General features: G+C 53.4%; 21 protein-coding genes, 1 rRNA gene, 1 other RNA gene and 1 other annotated feature. Of the genes, 1 reads left to right on the plus strand and 22 read right to left on the minus strand.

The window, feature by feature from the left end:
- The 16 genes from FHS18_RS33115 to rpoE all read right to left on the minus strand — a co-directional run.
- Nucleotides 1-71, minus strand: a 16S ribosomal RNA gene (locus tag FHS18_RS33115); the annotation flags it as partial.
- Nucleotides 72-380: 309 nt separating this feature from the next.
- Nucleotides 381-644: a pro-sigmaK processing inhibitor BofA family protein gene (locus FHS18_RS33120; protein ID WP_183604673.1), complete on the minus strand. Its 264-nt coding sequence runs from the start codon at nt 642-644 to the stop codon at nt 381-383.
- A complete protein-coding gene (locus FHS18_RS33125; RefSeq protein ID WP_183604674.1) occupies nt 641-922 on the minus strand; it encodes a YaaL family protein in 282 nt (93 codons plus the stop codon). Before FHS18_RS33125 ends, FHS18_RS33120 begins: the two co-directional genes overlap by 4 nt.
- A 237-nt stretch (nt 923-1159) precedes the next feature.
- Nucleotides 1160-1759, minus strand: coding sequence for a recombination mediator RecR (gene recR, locus FHS18_RS33130; RefSeq protein WP_183604675.1), 600 nt, complete (start codon nt 1757-1759; stop codon nt 1160-1162).
- A 23-nt stretch (nt 1760-1782) separates the two neighbouring features.
- Nucleotides 1783-2094, minus strand: a complete 312-nt coding sequence (locus FHS18_RS33135) for a YbaB/EbfC family nucleoid-associated protein (RefSeq protein WP_221401561.1) — start codon at nt 2092-2094, stop codon at nt 1783-1785.
- A 31-nt stretch (nt 2095-2125) separates the two neighbouring features.
- Nucleotides 2126-3892 carry a DNA polymerase III subunit gamma/tau gene (dnaX, locus tag FHS18_RS33140; RefSeq protein WP_183604677.1) on the minus strand — a complete coding sequence of 589 codons (1767 nt, stop codon included), beginning with the start codon at nt 3890-3892 and terminating at the stop codon, nt 2126-2128.
- A gap of 119 nt (nt 3893-4011) precedes the next feature.
- Nucleotides 4012-5475, minus strand: coding sequence for an ATP-binding protein (locus FHS18_RS33145; protein ID WP_183604678.1), 1464 nt, complete (start codon nt 5473-5475; stop codon nt 4012-4014).
- 172 nt (nt 5476-5647) lie between these two features.
- Nucleotides 5648-5913, minus strand: an RNA gene (gene ffs / locus FHS18_RS33150) — signal recognition particle sRNA large type.
- A 78-nt stretch (nt 5914-5991) separates the two neighbouring features.
- Nucleotides 5992-6420: a hypothetical protein gene (locus FHS18_RS33155; protein WP_183604679.1), complete on the minus strand. Its 429-nt coding sequence runs from the start codon at nt 6418-6420 to the stop codon at nt 5992-5994.
- 78 nt (nt 6421-6498) lie between these two features.
- Complete coding sequence (gene rpmE, locus FHS18_RS33160) at nt 6499-6696, minus strand: 50S ribosomal protein L31 (protein WP_090985975.1); 198 nt, start codon at nt 6694-6696, stop codon at nt 6499-6501.
- Between the two features lie 149 nt (nt 6697-6845).
- Entirely contained in the window at nt 6846-8093 is a 1248-nt protein-coding gene (locus tag FHS18_RS33165) for a radical SAM family protein (protein WP_183604680.1), read from the minus strand.
- Nucleotides 8094-8120: 27 nt separating this feature from the next.
- On the minus strand, nt 8121-9461 hold the full coding sequence (rho, locus tag FHS18_RS33170; protein ID WP_183604681.1) for a transcription termination factor Rho: 1341 nt from the start codon (nt 9459-9461) through the stop codon (nt 8121-8123).
- A 112-nt stretch (nt 9462-9573) separates the two neighbouring features.
- Nucleotides 9574-10827 (minus strand): UDP-N-acetylglucosamine 1-carboxyvinyltransferase, encoded by a 1254-nt coding sequence (locus tag FHS18_RS33175; RefSeq protein ID WP_183604682.1) that lies wholly within the window; start codon nt 10825-10827, stop codon nt 9574-9576.
- 467 nt (nt 10828-11294) lie between these two features.
- Nucleotides 11295-11693, minus strand: a complete 399-nt coding sequence (locus tag FHS18_RS33180; RefSeq protein WP_183604683.1) for a response regulator — start codon at nt 11691-11693, stop codon at nt 11295-11297.
- A gap of 280 nt (nt 11694-11973) precedes the next feature.
- Nucleotides 11974-13578: a CTP synthase gene (gene pyrG / locus FHS18_RS33185; protein ID WP_183604684.1), complete on the minus strand. Its 1605-nt coding sequence runs from the start codon at nt 13576-13578 to the stop codon at nt 11974-11976.
- 325 nt (nt 13579-13903) lie between these two features.
- A complete protein-coding gene (rpoE, locus tag FHS18_RS33190; protein WP_183604685.1) occupies nt 13904-14452 on the minus strand; it encodes a DNA-directed RNA polymerase subunit delta in 549 nt (182 codons plus the stop codon).
- A 365-nt stretch (nt 14453-14817) separates the two neighbouring features.
- Between rpoE and FHS18_RS33195 the strand changes: the two genes are divergently transcribed.
- Entirely contained in the window at nt 14818-15951 is a 1134-nt protein-coding gene (locus FHS18_RS33195; protein WP_183604686.1) for a S8 family peptidase, read from the plus strand.
- A 166-nt stretch (nt 15952-16117) separates the two neighbouring features.
- On the opposite strand, the gene argS is transcribed toward FHS18_RS33195, so the two are convergent.
- The 6 genes from argS to speE form a co-directional block, all read right to left on the minus strand.
- A complete protein-coding gene (argS, locus tag FHS18_RS33200; RefSeq protein WP_183604687.1) occupies nt 16118-17797 on the minus strand; it encodes an arginine--tRNA ligase in 1680 nt (559 codons plus the stop codon).
- A 60-nt stretch (nt 17798-17857) separates the two neighbouring features.
- Nucleotides 17858-18325, minus strand: a complete 468-nt coding sequence (locus FHS18_RS33205; RefSeq protein ID WP_183604688.1) for a YwiB family protein — start codon at nt 18323-18325, stop codon at nt 17858-17860.
- A gap of 65 nt (nt 18326-18390) precedes the next feature.
- Nucleotides 18391-18654 (minus strand) — a binding site (T-box leader).
- 61 nt (nt 18655-18715) lie between these two features.
- On the minus strand, nt 18716-19231 hold the full coding sequence (locus tag FHS18_RS33210; protein WP_183604689.1) for a DNA-deoxyinosine glycosylase: 516 nt from the start codon (nt 19229-19231) through the stop codon (nt 18716-18718).
- A gap of 114 nt (nt 19232-19345) precedes the next feature.
- Nucleotides 19346-19606, minus strand: a complete 261-nt coding sequence (locus FHS18_RS33215; RefSeq protein ID WP_183604690.1) for a DUF7667 family protein — start codon at nt 19604-19606, stop codon at nt 19346-19348.
- Between the two features lie 538 nt (nt 19607-20144).
- Nucleotides 20145-21014, minus strand: coding sequence for an agmatinase (speB, locus tag FHS18_RS33220; RefSeq protein WP_183604691.1), 870 nt, complete (start codon nt 21012-21014; stop codon nt 20145-20147).
- Between the two features lie 13 nt (nt 21015-21027).
- The gene (speE, locus tag FHS18_RS33225; RefSeq protein ID WP_183604692.1) at nt 21028-21855 is read right to left on the minus strand and encodes a polyamine aminopropyltransferase; all 828 of its coding nucleotides are present in this window, start codon (nt 21853-21855) and stop codon (nt 21028-21030) included.
- Nucleotides 21856-21898: the final 43 nt, after the last annotated feature.

The following is a 21898-nucleotide window of genomic DNA, read 5'->3' on the forward strand; positions in this document are numbered from 1 at the left end:
ATCCGCTCGACTTGCATGTATTAGGCACGCCGCCAGCGTTCGTCCTGAGCCAGGATCAAACTCTCCATAAAAGAAGTGCTTGTGACTCATTACTTGACTAGCTATAAAACATATCGCTCATTGTTCAGTTTTCAAGGAACAAACGGTGATTCGTTTGCGCTCATGATCGCGAGATCGAGAATGCAGCATTCACCAGTTTTATCAACGTCTGCCGTTTTGCTCAGCGGCGACTTTTATAATGTATCACATTCACCTAATCAAATGCAAGCACTTTTTCTAAAAAGTTTTCTTGCGCTCGTTCTTGTTTCGAACGGCCTGTCAGGCGCAAGAAATAATGTACCATAATCCAAAGGCGAAGACAACCCCCTAATGCAAATACCTTATAATACTACGGTCTGCAACCCTAGAATAAGCGCGATGCCCGGCAACCCTAACAGAACCACTGTCCCAATCGTCATCGGATTAAGCGGCACGCTATAACCAGAGATGACACCCGAATAATTAAGCAAGTAAAGCGCGACCGCCGCTGCTACCAAATGCAGAGCGAATCGTTTGGTCCATTGCCACGACAACTTCTGGCGAAGAACAACCCCAATCAGAAGCGCAGAGGAGACAATCAGCAATCCAAGCCAAACCGTTTTCATCCCAATCCCTCCCGATTCCATCTTGGCCACGCAATATTCATCGCCTTCGCTTTGCGGAGCAGCATCTCATAACGCTTCTCTGCTGCCTCTATGGCAAAAATAGCATAATCGATCTGATCCTTGCCTAAAGCGTATTCGAAATGGCGGAGTGCATTGTCCCAGTCTTGCTTGGCCACTCGTATTTCCTCAAGCAGGCTTTGCGCCTCCGTCTGGCTAGTGGAAACCTTGATGGCATGTAACGGCTTGTCCTTCTGCAGCCCCAATCCGTTGTTGATCATTGCAGTTGCCCCCTTACTTGTCCATATCGGTAATGTCGTCCTCACACTAATCCATATGTGGCAAGCCTTCCGAAAAGAACATTTAATACCGAGCATCTGCAAAGCAATAAGTGTATTAAGTTATAAACCGTTTTCCATTGCCAACGAGAAGCGACGCCATTGCTATCCATGACTTATCGAGTCTAAGAAAATAAAAAAAGACCTTGTGCTTGATGCAGCACAAGGTCTAATTACACCTTAATTCAATTCCCTACGCCCTTCCAAAGCCTTGGACAGCGTAACTTCATCCGCATACTCCAAATCGCCGCCTACTGGTAAGCCATGGGCGATACGGGTAACCTTTAAACCAAACGGCTTCACCAAGCGTGACAAGTACATTGCGGTCGCTTCGCCTTCTATGTTCGGGTTCGTCGCCAGGATCATCTCCTGCACGGTCTCATCCGACAGACGCTTTAACAGTTCCGCAATCCGAATATCGTCCGGCCCGATGCCTTCAATCGGCGAAATTGCCCCTTGGAGGACGTGATACTGACCGTCAAATTCTTTGGTCCTTTCCATCGCGACCAGATCCCTCGATTCTTGAACGACGCAAATGACCGATTGGTCGCGCGTTTTGTCCTGGCAGATTCGGCAAGGATCCATGTCCGTAATATTACAGCAGACGGAACAGTAATGGAGATTACGCTTCACGCTTACGAGCGCTTTGGCAAAATCGATCACATCATCTTCCTTCATCCGCAGTACATGGAAGGCCAGCCTGCCTGCCGTCTTGGGACCGATCCCCGGGAGACGGCTGAAGGCATCTATTAATTTCGCTATCGGTTCCGGATAGTACAAATGAAATCTCCTCTACTTGGACCTTAGAACAGGCCAGGAATCTTCATGCCGCCTGTGAATTTGCCCATGTCTTTGTTCGCAAGCTCATCTGCTTTGTTGAGCGCGTCGTTTACCGCTGTCAACACAAGGTCCTGCAGCATTTCAACATCATCCGGATCAACCGCTTCCGGCTTAATCACAATGCTCTGAACGTTCTTATGTCCGTTCACCACGACAGTAACGACACCGCCGCCAGCCGTACCTTCGATCGATTTGGTTCCGAGTTCTTCTTGCGCCTTCATCATCTGCTCTTGCATTTTCTTCACTTGCTTCATCATTTGGTTCATGTTATTCATCGTCATGACCTCCTCAAAATAATAATGCCTATTATTTATCTTCGACTACGACAAGATCCTCGCCAAACAGCTTGACCGCCTCTTCCACCCACTCAGGCTGATTCGGCACTTGACCAGATTCATCCTGCTGCTCCATCCTTAGCGGCTCCGCTACTTGTGCAGGCGCTGCTACAGAGGCAGCACTCCAGTCCTTGAACATGACCGTCGCGAGATGTACAGGGCGACCGAATGCTTCTTGGAAGATCCGCTCGATCAATTCGCGGTTAGCCGGTTTCTCCGTCGTTTCCCTGTGCATCGTATTCTTAAATGCGACAAGTACCGTATTATCCGCGGCCGAAACCGGTTCTCCGTCAACAAGCCATGCATGGACAGTGATGCGCGCTTCCTTCACCCGTTGCAGAATCTCGTTCCATCTCATCCGCACTTGATTCGTCGCTTGACTGTCTGCCGCAGCGAGATAAGGATCGAGTTTGATGGTCTGGCGAGGCAGTACGCCTCCTCCGCCAGCGCTTCTAAATGCGCCGCGGTTCGGATTTTTACTCGCCGCGCTATCTTGCGGGCGACCTTCTGCGATTGGGTGAACGCCCGCCTTCGCGATTTCTTCAAGCTTGCGTTCCAACGTATCGATACGCTGTTGCATCAGCTTGACGTCACCGCTAGCCGCGGGCATTCCGTTCGAAGCCCCGCTGGCTGCGGCAGGTGCACCGCCATCGTTGGAAAGTGTGCTCACTTTCATAAGGGCCACTTCGAAAATTGTCTGGGGCAACGAGGCATGTCGAATCTCATTCTGGTATTGATTCAAAATATCGATCATGCGGAATAACCGATCACTGCTAAAAGCCTCAGCCATTGCATGATAACGCTGTTGATCCACAATCCGTTCCGTCGAAGCACGCCCGCCTGGGGCCAACTTCAGCACTAGCAAATCCCTGAAATAGTAAATCAGGTTTTCCAAGCACTTGTCCGGACTTTTGCCCGCTTGCATAAGCCCTTCTACAAGAGGGAGGATATCTGCCGCATTCCCCGTCTGAATCGCGTCAGCGAGCTGCGCAAATTGCTCTGCCGCAAGTCCGCCCGTAACTTCAACAGCACCGTCCAATGTAATGCGCCCGCCGCCGAACGCCGAAGCTTGTTCCAACAAGCTGATCGCATCCCGCATCCCGCCATCGGACAAGCGTGCGATATAGGCCAGCGCGTCTGCCTCAGCGGAAATCTCTTCCGCCTCACAAATCTGGCGAAGCCGCTCCGTCTGTTCCGGCAGCGATACTTGACGGAAATCAAAACGCTGGCAGCGCGAAATAATCGTTGCAGGCAGTTTATGCGGTTCGGTTGTCGCCAAAATAAATATAACGTGGCCCGGCGGTTCTTCCAACGTCTTGAGCAAGGCGTTGAACGCTTCGGAAGTCAGCATGTGGACCTCATCGATAATATATACCTTATAGCGAACCTCAGAAGGCGCATAGCGTACTTTATCACGAATGTCCCTGATCTCGTCGATCCCCCGGTTGGAAGCGGCGTCGATCTCGACGACATCCATAATGGTACCTGCCGTTATGCCGCGGCAAGCATCGCACTCATTGCACGGTTCAGTCGCAGGACCCCGCTCGCAGTTAATCGCTTTGGCCATAACCTTGGCAGCGGTGGTTTTACCCGTGCCGCGAGGGCCATTGAAGAGATACGCATGCGAAACACGCTGCTCACGTATCGCATTTTGCAACGTCTGAATGATATGCTGTTGCCCGACCATGTCCCTGAACGTCTGCGGACGCCAGGCGCGATATAAAGCGATATGTGACACGCAAGACCGTTCCTTTCGAGCTTCATTGATACCAATCCATAGTCCGCTGAATGACGGATTCCGGATTAGCTACGCCTTTTATTATACACGATCACGTCAAGGTGCAAAACCATTCCAGTTCACATTAGGCAGGGTAAGGCAATGACGAATCGGGCTCCCGTCGCTCTGCTGAATGCACTGATGGTCCCGCCGAATTCGTGGATAATCCGTTGGCATACCGATAATCCTAATCCCGTTCCGCTCGGCTTGGTCGTGACGAAAGGATCGAATATCCTCTCTAGCATCGCCGGCGCTATGCCCGGCCCCGTATCTTGCACTTCAATAATAATCCGCCGGTCGTTCGTTGCCCGTTCCTCCCGGCATCTGATTGTCAATGTCCCTCCAGTCGTCATCGCTTCAATTCCGTTCTTGCTTATATTCAGCAACACCTGCTTCAACATCTCGCGGTCGGCGAGGACAGGCGACAGTTTCTCCTCCATCTCCCAGTTCACCACTACATTGTAGAGCAACGCTTCGCTCGAAATCATCGGCAGCAAATCATGCATAACCGCCGCTACATCCACATTGTCGTACATGACCATCTTCGGCTTGCTCAGCAGTAAAAACTCGCCTACCAGGTTATTAATCCTGTCGAGTTCCGTAAGCATAATCTCGGTATAGCCGACTTCCTTCTCCATGCCTCTATCCGTTAACGTCTTGCGGAACATCTGCAGAAATCCCCGTATTGCCGTAAGCGGATTGCGGATTTCATGAGCGGCCCCCGCGGCGATCTGGCCAATCATCGAGAGACGATCACTGCGCTGCAGCTGCCGTTCGAGCGACCTAAGGTTGGTCACGTCCTTGAACAGGATATACGCGCCTTCCGTCAACCCTTGCGAGTTCCGCAGCAGCCCGACGTCCATAAGCAGTTCTTTGCGCTGATCACCTTGGTGCCATGTTAACGGATGGCTGCGTATGGCCGATCCATGTTCGAACGTACTTGTAATGAGTTCGTATTCCTTGCGGGCATGTTCAAAATAACGTTCAACCGGCTGACCCAGCACCCGCTCGCCTTCTACGCCTAATACTTGGCTGGCTAACCCGCTAATATCGACTATCGTAAAATCACTGCGGAGCAATATAACGCCGTTATCTTCATCGCCTAGCATCGTTTCCCCTAGCCGTTCCAAGAGATTCGGCTGGCGGTCCGTATCTGACGGATACAGTATAAGCAGATTTCGCGGGCCTTCCTCTGTCAGCGCCTTAACGAGCAGGGTAGGAACATCAAGCCAGGCCCCATCGGAGTGTCGTACATTCAATACAGCCAGCGTATCGCCATCCTTCCGGTAACGTTGCTGAACGTCATGACCGAAGCCTTCATGAACCAAATGTTGAAATGATTTACTTTCAAAAACGAAGTCGGCAGTGGCAGCGAAAAGTTCCCTGTCTGTATAACCCGCCAGACGGCGAAAAGCAGGATTGCAACTCTCCACTTGCCCCTGCTCATCGAGCACGATGATCGGTGTGTTGTCGAGAAGGTTCATGTAGAAATAGATCGCCTCAGTAGTTAATCTAACAAGCGGTGCAGGTGGAATTCCCTTCAATATTCATCCCTCTTTTTGCTGTTGCGTTCTGTCGCCGCTAGCGAGTAGCGCCTCGTACCATGAGTACAATACCATTCGCTTATGTAAAGGCAATTTCCTGCCAAAACAACAAAAAACACCGTCGTCTCGCGCTTCCTGCGAACTAAGGTGTTGTTCATTCTTATTAGGTGTACCGTGCACCTATCTTCGATAAATGCGATCCAGGTGGTATCCTTACTCCTAGCTCGGGACAGGCACTCCTCCGGCACATGAACTTACCTGCTTATGGCTGCTTCCTTCCGGACCTGACCCGTTCACAGGCGTCCATTGCGGAGGACCCATCCGTCAACACTATTCATAAGGTCCAAACCCCACATCAGCATAACCTCTGATAGGAATTCAACCTCGCTACAGCGGATTGCGAGTTACAGGGCACCGCTACCTCCCCATCTAGCACGGCATGGATAAGTATATCGCGTTCCGCCCCATTATGCAACCTTGGGGGAAAAGTTACATGGACAGGCAACCTTTAGACGATTATTTCACAGTATTGACGTGGATCGTGTATCTCGGCATGTTGTACCGGAGCAGCGCGATCGCGCGTTGACGAAGCTTCATCTCGTCTACGCCAGCTTTGGGCTTCAATGTGACATACAGATTTGGCCCTTGAAAAGACATGCTCATCTTGTCGACCCCGTCCAGCGTGCGGAGCTGTGCCGCCGCAAAGCCGCCGTCCGTTTTGTAATTCAACTGCTGGCCATAACGGTTCACTAGCCGAGGATTGCTATTGGATAAGCCAAGATAACCGTCATTGCCATAAGATTGTGCCTTCGGGCCGCTGCCGCTGTAATCGCCATTCGTATGGCTTGTACATCCTGCCGTCAGAACAAGGATAACTGCCGCAGCCATCGTCAGCATGAGCTTGGAGCGAGTAACGTATTGTTGGACATGTTCATTCGCGGACATATAGAAAAACCTCCTTCAAACCATAGGATGGCTGAAGAAGGTTCTTGTATTCTGCTAAATATCGGCAGACTGCTTGGCTTAGATACCGTATTTCTTTTTGAACTTGTCGACACGGCCACCAGCGTCCAAGAACTTTTGCTTACCCGTAAAGAATGGGTGACAGTTGGAACAGATCTCAACGCGCAGGTTCTGTTTAATGGAACCGGACTCGAAGCTGTTACCGCAAGCGCAAGTTACTGTAGTGATGTGGTATGTCGGATGAATACCTTGTTTCATCGTCATTCACCTCTTTCTGCCCTGAGCCTCAGGCGGACCCAGAGTATATGCACACAATCGTGATTATAGCACGTTGCATGGGCAGTAGCAATATTTTATCGGGACAATGTGAACCGGCTATTTCTGCCTAAAATGGCGTGGGCGCGTCGTTATCTTACAGGTGCTGGGGGCACATGCGTATACGATCCAATTACGACATCCGGCAGCTCGTCCGCAAAGATCTCCAACATTTGCTTCATGCCGTAGATCTCGCCTTGCGCCTTCGGAATGAGCGCTAGATAGCTCTCCGGGTCAATATTGAGGTTACGCATCTGAATCAGCTTCAAACCTGTCCGCTTAACAAAACCGATCATCGCCTCTATTTCTTCCTCACGATCCGTAACTCCAGGGAAAATGAGGTAGTTAATGGAGGTGTAGACGCCTTTGTCCGTTGCATAACGAAGCGACTTCTCGACATTCGCAAGCGTATACGCACGCGGCTTGTAGTAGGCATTGTAATGCGCATCCAGCGCACTGATCGTACTGACGCGCATCAGATTCAGCCCGGCATCTACGATCGCTCGCATATGATCCGTCAGCCCGGCGTTCGTGTTGATGTTAATGTAACCCATATCCGTGCGACTGCGCACGATCCGCATCGCTTCCACGATAATCTTCGCTTGCGTAGACGGCTCGCCCTCGCAACCTTGTCCGAAGCTGATGATCGACTCCGGCGTCTTCAGATGCTCCATCATGATCTCAACCACCTCGTCCACGGTCGGCTTGAAGTTCATCCGGGTCTGTGGAGCAGGAAAACCGCTGTCATCCGGCTGCTCAGATATACAGCCGAAGCATCCCGCATTGCAGGAATACGAGACCGGCACGGCTCCTTCCCAACGATTCAGGAACGTGTTCGAGGAAGTGAGGCACTCGTAGCCGAGCGCACAATGGGATAAGTGCTTATAGAGACGGTTCTCCGGATATTTGGCCAACAGACGTTCGACGCCGACCTTCACTTCCTGCCTGTCGCAGTTGTCCGGGTTCCAGCGTTCAGGATCGTCGCTTTGCTGCGCGGCCACATAAAATCCGCCGTCCTTCCAAACGACCGCAGAGTAGCCGAACAAAGGCAGCACCTGCGTCTTGTCCGTCTTCATGTAGCTAGGGATGCAAAGGCGAGTGAAGCCTTGCGGCAGAAGGGCGCCTACCGCCTGGACGTTGCCTGGCAGCGGACGCATATTGCCCTCAGGGTCTATTCCGATCGGCCTAGTGAACGGCAGCCCGACCATCGTAGCTCCTTCCGGCAGCGGAATTAATTCGTCTTCCATTAGTTCTACAACCATATCTCCGCTGCGGCCAAGCGCGGTCCAATCCGGATGGTCATAGAGGTTGCCTTGTTCATCGGCATATACGAGATTCATGATGTCCTCCTAAATCCTTGTCCAAAATTACGAAACCGGCGTCGTCCGGCTTGGCCTGCGGCTTGTACTGGAACCAGCCGTGCTCTGCGAACGGGCCTGCGTCGAAGGCGCTTGGACACCCGAAGTATCCAAGGAGGCCAAAAATTCTTCGTTGGTCTTCGTGTCGCCCAGCTTCTTCAGGAAGCTGTCCACGAATTCCATCGAGTCGTTCATGCTCTTGCGAATCGCCCACACCTTATCGAGTGCCTCTTTGCTTAGGAGCATCTCTTCGCGGCGCGTACCGGAACGGCGCATGTCGAGCGCCGGGAAAATACGGCGTTCTGCCAGCTTGCGGTCCAGATGAAGTTCCATATTGCCGGTACCCTTGAATTCCTCGTAGATGATATCGTCCATCCGGGAGCCGGTCTCAACGAGCGCAGTCGCCAGAATCGTTAAGCTGCCGCCCTCCTCAATATTCCGCGCGGAGCCGAAGAAACGCTTCGGCCGATGGAAGGAAGCCGGGTCAATACCGCCGCTGAGCGTTCTGCCCGATGGCGGAACAACGAGATTGTACGCCCGTGCAAGTCTTGTGATGCTATCCAGCAAAATGACAACGTCTTTCTTATGCTCCACGAGACGGAGCGCCCGCTCAAGCACGAGTTCCGCTACTTTAATATGATTCTCCGGCAGTTCATCAAAAGTCGAAGCGACAACTTCCCCTTTGACCGAACGTTGCATATCGGTAACTTCTTCCGGTCTTTCATCGATCAGCAGAACGAACAGTTCAATTTCCGGATGATTCAGCGCAATGCTGTTGGCAATCTCCTTCAAGAGCAAGGTCTTCCCCGCTTTAGGAGGCGCAACAACAAGTCCGCGTTGGCCAAGTCCAACAGGTGCGAGCAAATCCATAATACGCGTCGATATTTTAGTAGGGGAATGTTCGAGCACCAATTTCTTCTGCGGGTAAAGGGGAGTAAGGGCAGGGAAATGAAGACGTTCTGCGGCTTGTTCGGGGCTTTGTCCATTGACCGCATTGACTTGAAGCAGTCCGAAATAACGCTCATTCTCTTTCGGCGCCCGGCACTTGCCGGATACGAGGTCGCCCGTTCTTAGGTCAAACTTGCGAATTTGCGAAGCCGAGATATAAATATCCTCCGTACTCGGTAAATAATTGATCGGCCGCAAAAATCCGAAACCTTCGGGTAAAATCTCGAGCACCCCTTGCATGAACATCAGGCCGCTCTTCTCCGCTTGCGCGCGCAAGATGGCAAAAATAAGTTCCTTCTTCTTCAGCTGACCGTAATACGGAATCTGGTACTGTTTGGCAAGCTTATACAGCTCCGTCAGCTTCATCTCTTCCAGATCGGCGATCTGAAGATCTGTCGTCATATCATCACCACTTTATTCGTAATCTTGAGGAAAACTTCATGATTCCTTCCATCATTGCCGGAATCGGCCCTGTCTATTCGAACAGGACCGATACCAAGCCTAAAATGTTACGTTATTCATCCTCACGCCATACATCAGCGCCAAGCGCCCTCAAATTCTCTACCAGGTTATCGTAACCGCGGTCGATATACTCGACGCCCGATATCTCCGTGACACCGTCGGTTACCGTCAAAGCGGCGACAACCAATGCGGCTCCGCCACGCAAATCGGAGGCCCGAACCTTCGCGGCATTAAGCGGCCCGCCTTCAATGATGGCCGATCGGCCTTCCACACGAATATTGGCTCCCATGCGAGAAAGCTCTGGTACATGCTTAAACCGATTGCTGTAAACATAATCACTCAGTATGCTTACGCCCGTCGCTTGCGTCAGCAAGCTGGTCATCGGGGACTGCAAGTCGGTCGCGAATCCCGGATAGACGAGCGCTTTGACATCGACCGCTTCATAATTCGGCTGGCCGACGATCCGAATGGACTCGTCCATCTCATACACATGAACGCCCATCTCTTGCAGCTTCGCCGTCATCGCTTCCATATGCTTCGGAATGACATTATCGATGAGAACATCGCCGCGCGTTGCCGCCGCAGCAATCATGTAGGTGCCTGCTTGAATCCGGTCGGGAATGATGGAATGTCGGCAGCCATGCAGGCTGCTGACGCCTTCAATACGGATCGTCTCCGTTCCCGCGCCTTTAATCTTGGCACCCATGGCATTCAGGAGCGTTGCTACATCTATGATTTCAGGCTCTTTTGCCGCATTCTCGATAATCGTGGAGCCTTTGGCTCTTGAGGCCGCAAGCATAATGTTAATGGTCGCGCCTACGCTGACAACGTCCAGATAAATCTTGGCTCCGCGCAGCTCTTTCGCAACGATCCGGACTGAACCGTGGTCGTTGGTCACTTCCGCACCGAGCGCTTCAAAGCCTTTAATATGCTGCTCGATCGGCCGCGGCTCGAAGTTGCAACCGCCTGGAAGACCAATCGTCGCCTCGCCAAACCGTCCGAGCATGGCGCCCATCAAATAATAAGAAGCACGAAGCAGCTTCACATTGCCATTGGGCATAGGCGTAGATACCATTTTGGCAGGATCGATGACGATCGTGTCGCCTTCCCAATGCACCGTACCGCCGAGTTCTTCCAAGATCTCGCTATATACCGCAACATCGCTGATATGAGGCAAATTGTCCAAAACAACTGTTGATTCTGCAAGTATGGCAGCAGGTAAAAGTGCAACTGCACTGTTCTTGGCGCCGCTGATCTGAACGGTGCCGCGCAGCGGTTGTCCACCGCGAATCATTAATTTTTCCATCAGGCCCTAAATCCTCCCCATTCGGAAAGACACAAGATAGCTCTTCCAAAAGTGAAGTTACCTTTCGTGAATTTTTCCGCTATCGATGATTCCGCTGTAAAATCAATCCACATAAAACCAAACGTAACCTTCATTGACACACTTTTGGAGGATAACAACAAAAAACCGCCCGGTCACGGTGCGAACCCTATCCTGCTAAGGCGAAGGCATGCTTGGTACACAAGCTGCTATGCTCTTGTCCGCACAATATGAAGGCAGGTCCGGCACCGCAGTGCTGTCTGCGGCGGTTCACTCTTATAATAATAATCGTTCTGCAAGCCGGCTCGCAGCTTGGCGCCTGCCGCCTTGTCATCCTGTGCCATTATACCACAACGCTATCGTAATTTGTACAATCGGTGCAATCGCGCAAGGTTCGCGTACGTGTCGCAGATCACGCTCGTCGGGAGGATAAAAAAAAGGATCCTAACTTAGGATCCCGTCGCGTACCAGTTGCTCGTTCCATTGCCTTGCAGTTGCATATTCACCGCGATGCGCATCTCGTCAATATCGAAAGGCTTCGTGAAATGCATCAACGCGCCATGGTCAGTCGCTTCCTTAATCATGTCGAGCTCGCCATAAGCGGTCATCATGATCACTTTAATTTCCTTATTGATCGCCTTCACATGCTTCAGAATCTCAAGGCCATCCATACCTGGAATCTTCATATCCAGCAATACGAGATCAGGCGACTCAGATCTGACGATTTCAAGGGCCAGCTTGCCGTTGGAAGCTTGAAAGGTATTGTACCCTTCGCTGCTGAACACTTCCATCAGTAGGACACGTATACCGTTCTGATCATCGACAATCAACACTTTCTTCCTATCCAATCTGATACCCTCCCCGGAAATCCGCGGCGCAGATACGCCACGATTTGGTCAACACTTCCATATCTGTTGATATATTCGCCCACAACCATAGATTATCCTGCATCGCGCATAAAAAAAGCGAGGGAACCTGTGATCAGGCTCACCTCGCTTAACTGCGCTTGCCATCTAAGGAGAAACGGCTGACGCCGTCTCAGATGGCTCAAGCGCGTTTCCTCCCGGAGGAAGAGAAGCGCAAGTATAGGCATGGAACGTATACTTGCTTATATTTTCACGAATCGAATTAGCCTTCAGCCACCTGAAGCGCCGCTTGCACGAAGCCGCGGAACAACGGCTGAGGACGGTTCGGACGGGAAGTGAATTCCGGATGGAATTGAACGGCCAGGAACCAAGGATGCTCCGGAAGTTCCACCATCTCGACTAGGCGGCCATCCGGGGACGTACCCGAAATGCGAAGTCCTGTCGCTTCAATGCGCTCACGATACTCGTTGTTGAACTCATACCGGTGACGATGACGCTCATAGACCAGCTCGTCGCCGTATTCGCGCTCTGCGAGCGAACCTGGAACCAGCTTACAAGGGTACAAGCCAAGGCGCATCGTGCCGCCCAGATCCTCGATATCCTTCTGCTCTGGAAGCAAGTCGATAACCGGGTAAGGCGTCGACGGGTTAATCTCGGAGCTGTTCGCATCCAGAAGGCCCGTTACGTTACGCGCATGTTCGATGACCGCAACTTGCATGCCCAGGCAAATACCGAAGAACGGAATGTTCTCTTCGCGCGCATAACGGATCGCGTTGATCTTGCCTTCGATGCCGCGATCGCCAAAGCCGCCCGGCACCAGGATGCCGTGAATGCCTTGCAGCTTGTCCGCAACGTTCTGCTCGGTCACTTCTTCCGCGTTGACCCAACGGATCTTCACTTCGGAATCGTGAGCGAAGCCCGCGTGGCTAAGCGATTCCACGATCGACAGGTACGCATCATGCAGCGCTACGTATTTGCCTACAATCGCGATCTCCGTCGTACGCTTCAGGTTCTTCACGCGGCTGACGAGGCCTTCCCACTCGGTCATGTTCGGCTCGTTCGCCGTCAGCTTGAGGTGATTGACGACAATCTCGTCCAAGCCTTGCTCGCGCAGCATGAGCGGTACTTCATACAGCGTCGGCGCGTCGATACATTCGACTACCGCGTTCGCATCGATATCACAGAACAGCGCGATCTTGCGCTTCAGCTCTTCAGCGATCGGCTGCTCGGTACGGCATACGATAACGTTCGGCTGAATGCCGATGCTGCGCAGTTCCTTCACGCTATGCTGCGTCGGCTTCGTCTTCACTTCGCCGGCAGCCTTGATGAACGGAATAAGCGTTACGTGCACGTACATAACGTTATCGCGGCCGATGTCGCTCTTGATCTGACGGATCGCTTCGAGGAATGGCAAGCTCTCGATATCGCCTACTGTACCGCCGATTTCGGTAATAACAACATCGGAGCCCGTCTCTTTGCCTGCGCGGAAGACGCGGTCCTTGATTTCGTTCGTGATGTGAGGAATAACTTGAACCGTGCCGCCGAGGTATTCGCCGCGGCGCTCCTTCGTAATAACAGTGGAATAAATTTTGCCGGTCGTCACGTTGCTGTTCTTGGAAAGGTTGATGTCAATAAACCGCTCGTAATGGCCCAGATCGAGGTCTGTCTCTGCACCGTCATCGGTTACGAATACCTCGCCGTGCTGGTAAGGGCTCATCGTGCCCGGGTCCACGTTAATGTATGGATCGAACTTCTGGATCGTCACTTTCAGACCCCGGTTCTTGAGCAATCGGCCGAGCGATGCGGCCGTGATCCCTTTGCCCAATGACGACACGACACCGCCGGTTACAAAAATGTACTTGGTCACTGATGATACCCTCCACGCTAGTAAGTTAAATTATAGGTTAACCCAAATCCGCACTAAAAAAAGGTGCTTAAAAAAGAAAAAAGTGACACCCGAATACGGGGGCACTTTATAACTTTTGTCCTATTACAAACATAGATCGCTGCACGATCGAAATCGCCCAACGCTATGTTTCTTAAGGGATGAAACGAGGTCAATGCCGACAGCGATGGCATGTCTTTTGTTTCATCTTGCATATCCGAACTTGAAGCCCATGCAATAGTTTATACTCAAGGAGAGGAGGCTGTCAAGAGCGCAAAAGCTCGGATTTACCGCAGCTTTACATGTCCTATTTTTCGTCTTCCTCGTCATTCGCTTCTTCGGATTCGCCTTCGGCTTCTTCCTCATCCGATTCTTCGTCTTCGAGCTCTTCGTCGTCGATCAGCACTTCCTCGTCGACTTCTTCTTCCGTTTCGGCCTCGTCGAAGATCTCTTGATCCTCATCATACATATCGTAATCTTCTTCTTCCGCCGCGTATGTTTCTTCTTCCTCGTCGTCGGCGTAGAGATCCTCGTCCTCATCGTCGTCATTGATGATGCGCGGACGCTTCGCGCTTGTTACCGGATCTTCCGAACGTTCAACCGGATACCAGCGCTTCAATCCCCATGTGTTGCTGCCGACGCACGCGAAGCGGCCGTCGATGTTAATCTCCGTATATACTTGCGCAATGACCTGGTCGATCTCGGCTTGAGACAGACCGCGAACCTTCGCAATCTCCTTCATTAGGTCCCGATAATAAAATGGCGTATTCGCCGCTTTCAGCAGTTCAAAGGCCAAATCGACCATCGGCATCTCTTTCACGCGTTCCGGATCGATCTTCAATGTGATCTCGCTCATGGGTACACTCCCTCTCGTACAAATGCGAAATATATCTTCGCTGCATGCGTTCCTTTTTCAACCTATAGTAAAACCTATTTTTTTCAAAAAAGCAAGCATGGACGAAAACGCACCCATAAAAAAGAAAATAGCGAAGAGCTCCCGCTCTTCGCTTCGACTGTATCCATCCGAATACGACCTTTCCACCAAAGCCGCATCCGGTTGTAAGAACCGTTCCCACGGCTCTTCCTATATACTATGAACCCGCTTTAATTTTGACACTGCTTTCCGCCCATTTTTCAAAAAAAGGTCACTCGCTCATACGGCTTGGAACGCTCGTTCATAGAATACCTCAGCAGCTTTAGCCGTAGGAGGGGACGCCAAATTTGGATAGAGCCAAGATACTCCGTTGGTTGCAAAGCGAAACTACCGCTCCGGCTCGCAATCTGAAGCGACAGATCATCCGCTTTAGACAGCATAGCGATTATAAGCATTTTCTCGAAATTTGGTCGAAAGCAAAGGCCCCCGCGGCCCTTAAAAAGCGAATTCGCCATCTGCCGCTCATACGAGGCTTCGTTATTCCGCAAGGCGACTGGCCCCAACGGGCGATCTTCGGCAATCGCATCTGGGTGGAAGACGATGTGCCCGTCACCGTGGATAGCTCCGTGACGAAGTCCGCGCTCGTGGAGAACGGCATTCCCTGGGGCGTGCAGAAAATCAAAGCGCCGCTGGCGTGGAGCATGACGACCGGCCACAGGGTCAAAATAGGGGTTATCGATACCGGCGTCGATTTCGGCCATCCGGATCTAAAGCAGTCGCTCGGCCGCGGCATCAATCTGCTCAACCGCAGCATTCTGCCGCATGACGACAACGGACATGGCACCCATATTGCAGGCACGATTGCCGCCGCGAACCAGCTGCACGGCATGATTGGCGTTGCGCCCCGTTCCATGGTCTATCCGGTCAAGGCGTTCGACCATAATGGCAGCGCCTACGTATCGGATATCGTACTGGGCATCGATTGGTGCGTTAGCAACGGAATGAACATCATCAATATGAGCTTCGGCATGAAAACCAGAAGCAAGTCGCTGCTTGCCGCCGTCAACAATGCCTACAATGCCGGCGTCATCATAATCGCGTCCTCCGGCAACGACGGCAAACGAAAGACCGTCGACTATCCCGCGCGTTACCCGCAGACGATTGCGGTCGGCGCAACCACTCGGCTGCGGCGGATTGCTCCGTTCAGCAACCGTGGATCGTACATCGACATCTATGCGCCGGGAGAGAAGATCCTGTCCGCCTGGCTTAAAAGCAAGTACAACGAAATGAGCGGCACGTCCATGGCCACCTCGCATGTCAGCGGAGCCGTCGCGCTGCTGCTCGCCTATCGGCCAGGGCTGTCGCCCGGCGATATTAAAGCCATTCTGAAGAAAGCGATGGTGCCGCTTCGGGGGACGAAAGTGCCCAAGCTGGTGGGCGAGCTCGATATTATGCGCATGCTTCAATCGATCGAGCGATAGCGTCTCTGTCTGAGGTCAAGGACCCGCGCCAGGTCGCGGGCAGGAAGAGGGGATCGGAATCCGAGAGCCGATACGGGTCCACGCTAAGTTTATGGATAACAAAGAGCCTGTGTGCGAATCGCGTTCACGATTGGCACACAGGCTCTTTGGGTTGATAATTGTTCGACTACATACGCTCCGGCGCGGATACGCCGACAAGGCGAAGCACGTTCGCCAGGACGGTGCGCACCGCTCCGAGCAGCGCCAGACGCGCCTGCGTCTGAGCCGCGTCTTCGGTGATGACGCGATCCGCACGATAGTAGCTGTGGAAGAGCGAAGCGACTTCATATACATAGCGAACGAGGCGATGCGGCGCGTACAGCTCGGCAGCATCAGCGATTTCTTGCGGCAGTTCGCCCATTTTGCGAAGGAGATCGTACTCGTGTTCCGTTGTCAGCTTGCTCAGATCGACGGAAGCCAGATCGGCAAGCGTAATCCCTTGCTCCTCAGCTTGACGGAATACGCTGCAGATCCGGGCATGCGCGTACTGGACATAGAACACCGGATTCTCGTTCGAAGTCGAAATCGCCAGATCCATGTCGAAGTCCAGATGGGAATCCATGCTGCGCATCGTGAAGAAGTAGCGAATGGCGTCAACACCGACTTCGTCCATCAGGTCCTCCATGGTAACCGCTTTGCCCGTACGTTTGGACATCTTCACTTTCTCGCCGTTCTGGAACAGACTCACCATCTGCGCGATCAGGACAACCAGCTTATTCGGGTCGTTGCCAAGCGCGGCCATCGCGGCCTTCACGCGCGGGATATAGCCATGGTGGTCAGCGCCCCAAATGTTGATCATGCGGTCGAAGCCGCGGCCGAACTTGTCGCGGTGGTACGCGATATCCGGCGTCAGGTACGTGTACGAACCGTCATTCTTCACAAGAACGCGGTTCTTGTCGTCGCCGTATACCATCGTGTTCAGCCATGTTGCGCCTTCTTCTTCGAAGACTTGGTCGCGCGCGCGCAGCGCATTCAGCGCTTCGACGACTTGACCGCTCTCGTACAGCGAAGTCTCGCTGAACCAGACGTCGAAGCCGACGCGGAAGCGGCCGAGGTCGCGCTTGATCTTGTCGAGCTCGAGCTCGAGGCCGTATTGGCGGAAGTACGTGAAACGCTCCTCTTCCCGCATCGACAGCAGACGGTCGCCTTCCGCCTCCACGAGCGCCTTGGCGAAGCCGACGATATCTTCGCCGTGATAGCCGTCAGCCGGCATCTCGACTTCCTGACCAAGCGCCTGCTTGTAACGGGCTTCAATGGAGAGCGCCAAATTCGCAACTTGGTTGCCTGCATCATTAATGTAATATTCGCGCGTAACGTCATAGCCGGCAAAATCAAGCACGTTGCACAGCGCGTCGCCTACAGCGGCGCCGCGGGCATGCCCCAAGTGCAAGCTGCCGGTCGGATTCGCGCTGACGAACTCGACCTGTACGCGCTGGCCGCCGCCTGCCGCAACACGGCCATAGTCGTTGCCTTGCGTAAGAACCTCGCCAACCACATCATACAGATAGCTGCGGTCGAGGCGGAAGTTAATGAAGCCCGGTCCCGCAATCTCCGCGGATGTGATCGACGCCTTCGCCGTATCCAGGTTAGCCACGATCGCTTCCGCGATCTGACGCGGGTTCTTCTTCGCCAGCTTCGTCAACTGCATGGCCGCGTTCGTAGCCAGGTCGCCGTGCGCTTTATCCTTCGGCACCTCCAATACGAAAACCGGCAGCTCCTCCCTGCTCACCAGTCCTGCTGCGACCACCGCATCCGCGATTGCCGCCTTCACCTTGTCATGCAATTGTTCCAATACATTCGTCGACATCTGTTGACTCCCCCTTCTATGGTATGAGACCGGTCTTGACGGTCTTCTTGTTCACGTAAATTAAGCTTCCTGCTCCTTCATCGTCTCTGCGAACAGCCTCAGCTTGAATTGCCCGACCGACTCTTCGCCGATCCATAACACGTAACGCCACTCCAGCATCATCGGCAATGTCGGCCGCGGCACCTCTTCCACCATGCCCCGGTCCGTGAAATCGCCGGATTGCATCCACAGCAGCGAAGTCTCGGTCTCGAGCGGAAAACGGGCATGGGCCGACGTGTAGCTGCCGTTAAGGCGACGACCGGCGACGAACATTTGCTCGGCTTCGACGCCTCCTTGGCGCTTCACCTTCAGCTCGCCTTCCCTCCACCGCACCAGCGTGCGAACGTTGCCATAGGTCTCGTCATCTTCTTCGTAGCGAATAAAGATCGTGCTGTCTTTGCGGTACCAGTCGCCGGTAAAGTAGTTGCGTTCCTTGGTCCCGTCGATATCGCTCTCCAGTGTGATCCTTACTCTCGCTTTGTCGTTCATCGCTGCCTCCCGTCTTCCCTCATCGATTCATTCGTGCCGACCAAACAAAAAAAGCCCTCGTCTCATAAAGAGACGGAAGGCTCCGCGGTACCACTCTTCTTAAGATCTCCGCGCCGGCCGCAATTCGCGCCGCGACGGAAATCCACTCTGCAGGGTAACGGCCTGGACCGGATCTCCCTACCAAGCAAAAGGAATGTCTACCCTTCCTCTTGCGCTTCAGGAAACCGACTCACGGGCTCGCTTCCGCTTATGCGTCCGTACCGGCTTCCACCCTCCCGGCTCGCTGCAACGTCCTTCACATAAGGTACTCTCCCGATCACTGTCGTTCAATTTGAATTTATTATAGCCATGACCTATGACGAAAAGCAAGTGGATTCGGGCAAATTCCGCTTATGCCCTGTCCACGTACGGAACGAGAACCTGCCAGGCCCCGATCCGGTCTTCCGTATTGCGCATCGCCTTCGTCGGAATAGGACTAGTCGAGGGCAGCCGAAGCTGCGGCAAGCCGGACAGCTCGGGATGTTTGCCGTAATGCTTCTTGAAGGTATCATAGGCTTTGCCCCCATTGAAGGCCAAGCACTTGATGTTAGGGTACCGGGCGATCAGACCCGGAATATCGTTCGGATGCGCATCCTTAATATTCGCGTCCAAGCTGCCTTCGCGGTCGCAATTGGCGATGACGTCCCACATGGCAATGCGATGGCGCGCCGCAAACGCCAACCGATCCTCGTAGGCTTCGGCCGGCTTCGTCCCAGGAGCAAACAGGCCGTACATCACACCCCAAAAGTGGTTGCGCATATTGCCGTAATATTGCTGCTTCATTAAGGATTCCGCGCCTGGCATGCTGCCCATAACCAGAACACGGGCCTCCTCGTTGATAAAGGGTTCAAACGACATGACGTGCATACGTAGCTTCGCCTCCTTCGGGCGGACAGCCACCGCTCCCGGCATCGGCTTGAAGGTGAGACGGCTCCAACCTAGTCGCCGTCGCCTCTTCACACGCTGAGCCCTAGCGCATGCTCAGGCTTCTTCTCTTCGGCGATGCGTTGGAGGATGACCGTTCATTTTATCAATACGCCCGCAAATCTCATGCTGCCACTCGACATCGCCGGACATGGAGGCGAGCAGCGAGCAGTTGTACAGATAAGCCAATTGCCTGCAGTAGGTCGCATTCGCAGCCAGGCAATGCTCGAAATCCGCCGCTTCTTCCTCCGTCAGCTTCCGCTTCGTGCGGATCGTCCAAAGTTCGGCCAGCCGTTCATGAACCGGTAATATGCCCATCCATCAACACTCCCTTCCTCTTCTAGTAACCAGTATGGCCAAAAGAGAAAGGTTTCATAGCCGCCCCCATACCCCTCTAGGGGATACCAAAGGGCTGCGCCCTCTGGACACCCCCGGAAAGCAAGGGCTGCGCCCCTCCTAAACCGCTTTTCCCGCCTCCCCTAAGTCCCCTCCGCCGAGGGGATTCCGAGGGTTACCACCCTCTGGACACCCGTAATCGGCGTAGTTGGGACGCGGCCGTCTTCGATCTGTCCTTTCGAGCTGGGCGCGCTTTTGCCCTGGCTGAATCTTGCATATCGATTGGACATGCAAGGTTCCGCTTAGGACAAAGCTCCGGCTTCGAGCTTCGTTCGTCACTTTGGTGCCTTGGGAGGTGACCTGTGCGGATCGCGCTTGAGGCGCGACTTCGAGCTGACCTTCGCTTGTCGTCCACTTCCGTGGACACGCTTTACTTTTAAACATATGGATACCAAACGTAAACTTAAACGCAAACCGGCCTGTCCTTCTGGACAGACCGGTTTGTAGCAGGCTTGCCTGCTTATTTGATGAAGCCGAGCAGCATCTCGCGGACGACTTTCGCCGCTACGATCTGCGTCATCTCCGTGTGGTCGTACGCTGGCGCGACTTCAACGAGGTCGCAACCGACGACGTTGACGCCGGAGTTCGCGATGGCGTGAACCGCTTCGAGCAGCTCTTTGCTGGTGATACCGCCAGCTTCCGCCGTGCCTGTACCAGGCGCTGCCGAAGGATCGAGCACGTCGATGTCGATCGTCAGGTAGACCGGACGTCCAGCGAGTTCAGGCAATATCTTCTTCAACGGCTCAAGCACTTCGAACGGATGGAAGTTGATGTTCTCGCGCGCATACTGCCACTCTTCGCGGGAGCCGGAACGGATACCGAATTGGTAGACGTTCTTGCCGCCGATCAGATTGGCCGCTTTGCGCAGCGGCGTCGAGTGGGACAATGGCTCGCCTTCGTAGCTCTCACGCAGATCCGCGTGAGCGTCGAAGTGGATAATCGCCAGGTCCGGGTACTTCTTGTAGACTTCTTGGAAGATCGGCCACGATACGAGATGCTCGCCGCCGAAGCCGACCGGCATTTTGTCGTCAGCCAATACGCCGGCTACGAACTCGCCGATGATGTCGAGGGAGCGCTGTGCGTTACCGAACGGAAGCAACAGATCGCCCGCGTCGAAATATTGGATGTCTTCCAGGCTGCGGTCGAGGTACGGGCTGTACTCTTCGAGACCGATGGATACTTCGCGGATGCGGGCTGGGCCGAAACGCGAACCTGGACGGAACGATACGGTAAAGTCCATCGGCATGCCGTAGATGACCGCTTTGGAAGCTGCGTAGTCGTCGGAGCTTAGGATAAAGACGTTACCGGAATATTTTTGGTCGAGTCGCATGAACGTGTCCTCTCTATTTCACCAGGTCTTCCACAAACTTCGGCAGCGAGAACGCAGCCTTGTGCAGACGCGGGGAGTAGTATTTGGTATCGATCTCAGGGATCGAAGTCTCGTCCACTTCAAGCGGATCGTGCTTCTTGGAGCCCATTGTGAACGTCCACAGGCCGCTTGGGTAAGTCGGTACGTTCGCCCAGTAGACGCGTACGATCGGGAATACTTCTTTCACGTCACGGTTGACGCTGGCAATCAGGTCCGCCTTGAACCAAGGGTTGTCCGTCTGCGCGACGAAGATGCCGTCTTCTTTCAGGGCGTCATAGATGCCTTGGTAGAATCCGCGCGTGAACAGGTTCACCGCTGGGCCAACCGGCTCGGTCGAGTCGACCATGATGACGTCGTATGTATTCTTGTGGTCGTGGATGTGCATAAAGCCGTCGTTCACGATAACTTCCACGCGCGGATTGTCGAGCTCGCCTGCGATGTTAGGCAGGTACTGCTTGGAATATTCGATAACTTTGCCGTCGATCTCCACGAGTACAGCTTTCTCCACTTGAGGGTGCTTCAGCACTTCGCGGATAACGCCGCCGTCGCCGCCGCCCACAACGAGGACGTGCTTCGGATTCGGGTGCGTGTACAGCGCAGGATGGGCAACCATTTCATGATAGACGAACTCATCTTTGTCCGTTGTCATGACCATGCCGTCCAGTACGAGCATTGTGCCGAATTCCTCGGTCTCGATCATGTCGAGCTTCTGGAAATCCGTCTGCTCGCTCACGTAAGTTTCTTTAATTTTGGCCGTAATGCCGTAACTGTCGGTTTGTTTCTCGGTATACCACAATTCCATGGCTGTAAGGTCCCTTCTTTCTTGTATGTTGGATTAAGATCAT

It is taken from the genome of Paenibacillus phyllosphaerae, from assembly GCF_014192105.1.
In the GTDB taxonomy this organism is placed as follows: Bacteria; Bacillota; Bacilli; order Paenibacillales; family Paenibacillaceae; genus Paenibacillus_Z; species Paenibacillus_Z phyllosphaerae.

Bases quoted from the DNA above. Each gene is read 5' to 3' on its own strand.
- FHS18_RS33125 (WP_183604674.1), bottom strand. From the start codon at position 922: ATGATCAACAACGGATTGGGGCTGCAGAAGGACAAGCCGTTACATGCC.
- speB (WP_183604691.1), bottom strand. From the start codon at position 21,014: ATGCGACTCGACCAAAAATATTCCGGTAACGTCTTTATCCTAAGCTCC.
- FHS18_RS33210 (WP_183604689.1), bottom strand. From the start codon at position 19,231: ATGCACGTCATGTCGTTTGAACCCTTTATCAACGAGGAGGCCCGTGTT.
- rpoE (WP_183604685.1), bottom strand. From the start codon at position 14,452: ATGAGCGAGATCACATTGAAGATCGATCCGGAACGCGTGAAAGAGATG.
- FHS18_RS33155 (WP_183604679.1), bottom strand. From the start codon at position 6,420: ATGTCCGCGAATGAACATGTCCAACAATACGTTACTCGCTCCAAGCTC.
- speE (WP_183604692.1), bottom strand. From the start codon at position 21,855: ATGGAATTGTGGTATACCGAGAAACAAACCGACAGTTACGGCATTACG.
- FHS18_RS33135 (WP_221401561.1), bottom strand. From the start codon at position 2,094: ATGAATAACATGAACCAAATGATGAAGCAAGTGAAGAAAATGCAAGAG.
- FHS18_RS33215 (WP_183604690.1), bottom strand. From the start codon at position 19,606: ATGGGCATATTACCGGTTCATGAACGGCTGGCCGAACTTTGGACGATC.
- FHS18_RS33165 (WP_183604680.1), bottom strand. From the start codon at position 8,093: ATGAATCTCGTATATGCCGATGAACAAGGCAACCTCTATGACCATCCG.
- FHS18_RS33205 (WP_183604688.1), bottom strand. From the start codon at position 18,325: ATGAACGACAAAGCGAGAGTAAGGATCACACTGGAGAGCGATATCGAC.
- argS (WP_183604687.1), bottom strand. From the start codon at position 17,797: ATGTCGACGAATGTATTGGAACAATTGCATGACAAGGTGAAGGCGGCA.
- FHS18_RS33120 (WP_183604673.1), bottom strand. From the start codon at position 644: ATGAAAACGGTTTGGCTTGGATTGCTGATTGTCTCCTCTGCGCTTCTG.
- rpmE (WP_090985975.1), bottom strand. From the start codon at position 6,696: ATGAAACAAGGTATTCATCCGACATACCACATCACTACAGTAACTTGC.
- FHS18_RS33175 (WP_183604682.1), bottom strand. From the start codon at position 10,827: ATGGAAAAATTAATGATTCGCGGTGGACAACCGCTGCGCGGCACCGTT.
- rho (WP_183604681.1), bottom strand. From the start codon at position 9,461: ATGACGACAGATCTTCAGATCGCCGATCTGGAAGAGATGAAGCTGACG.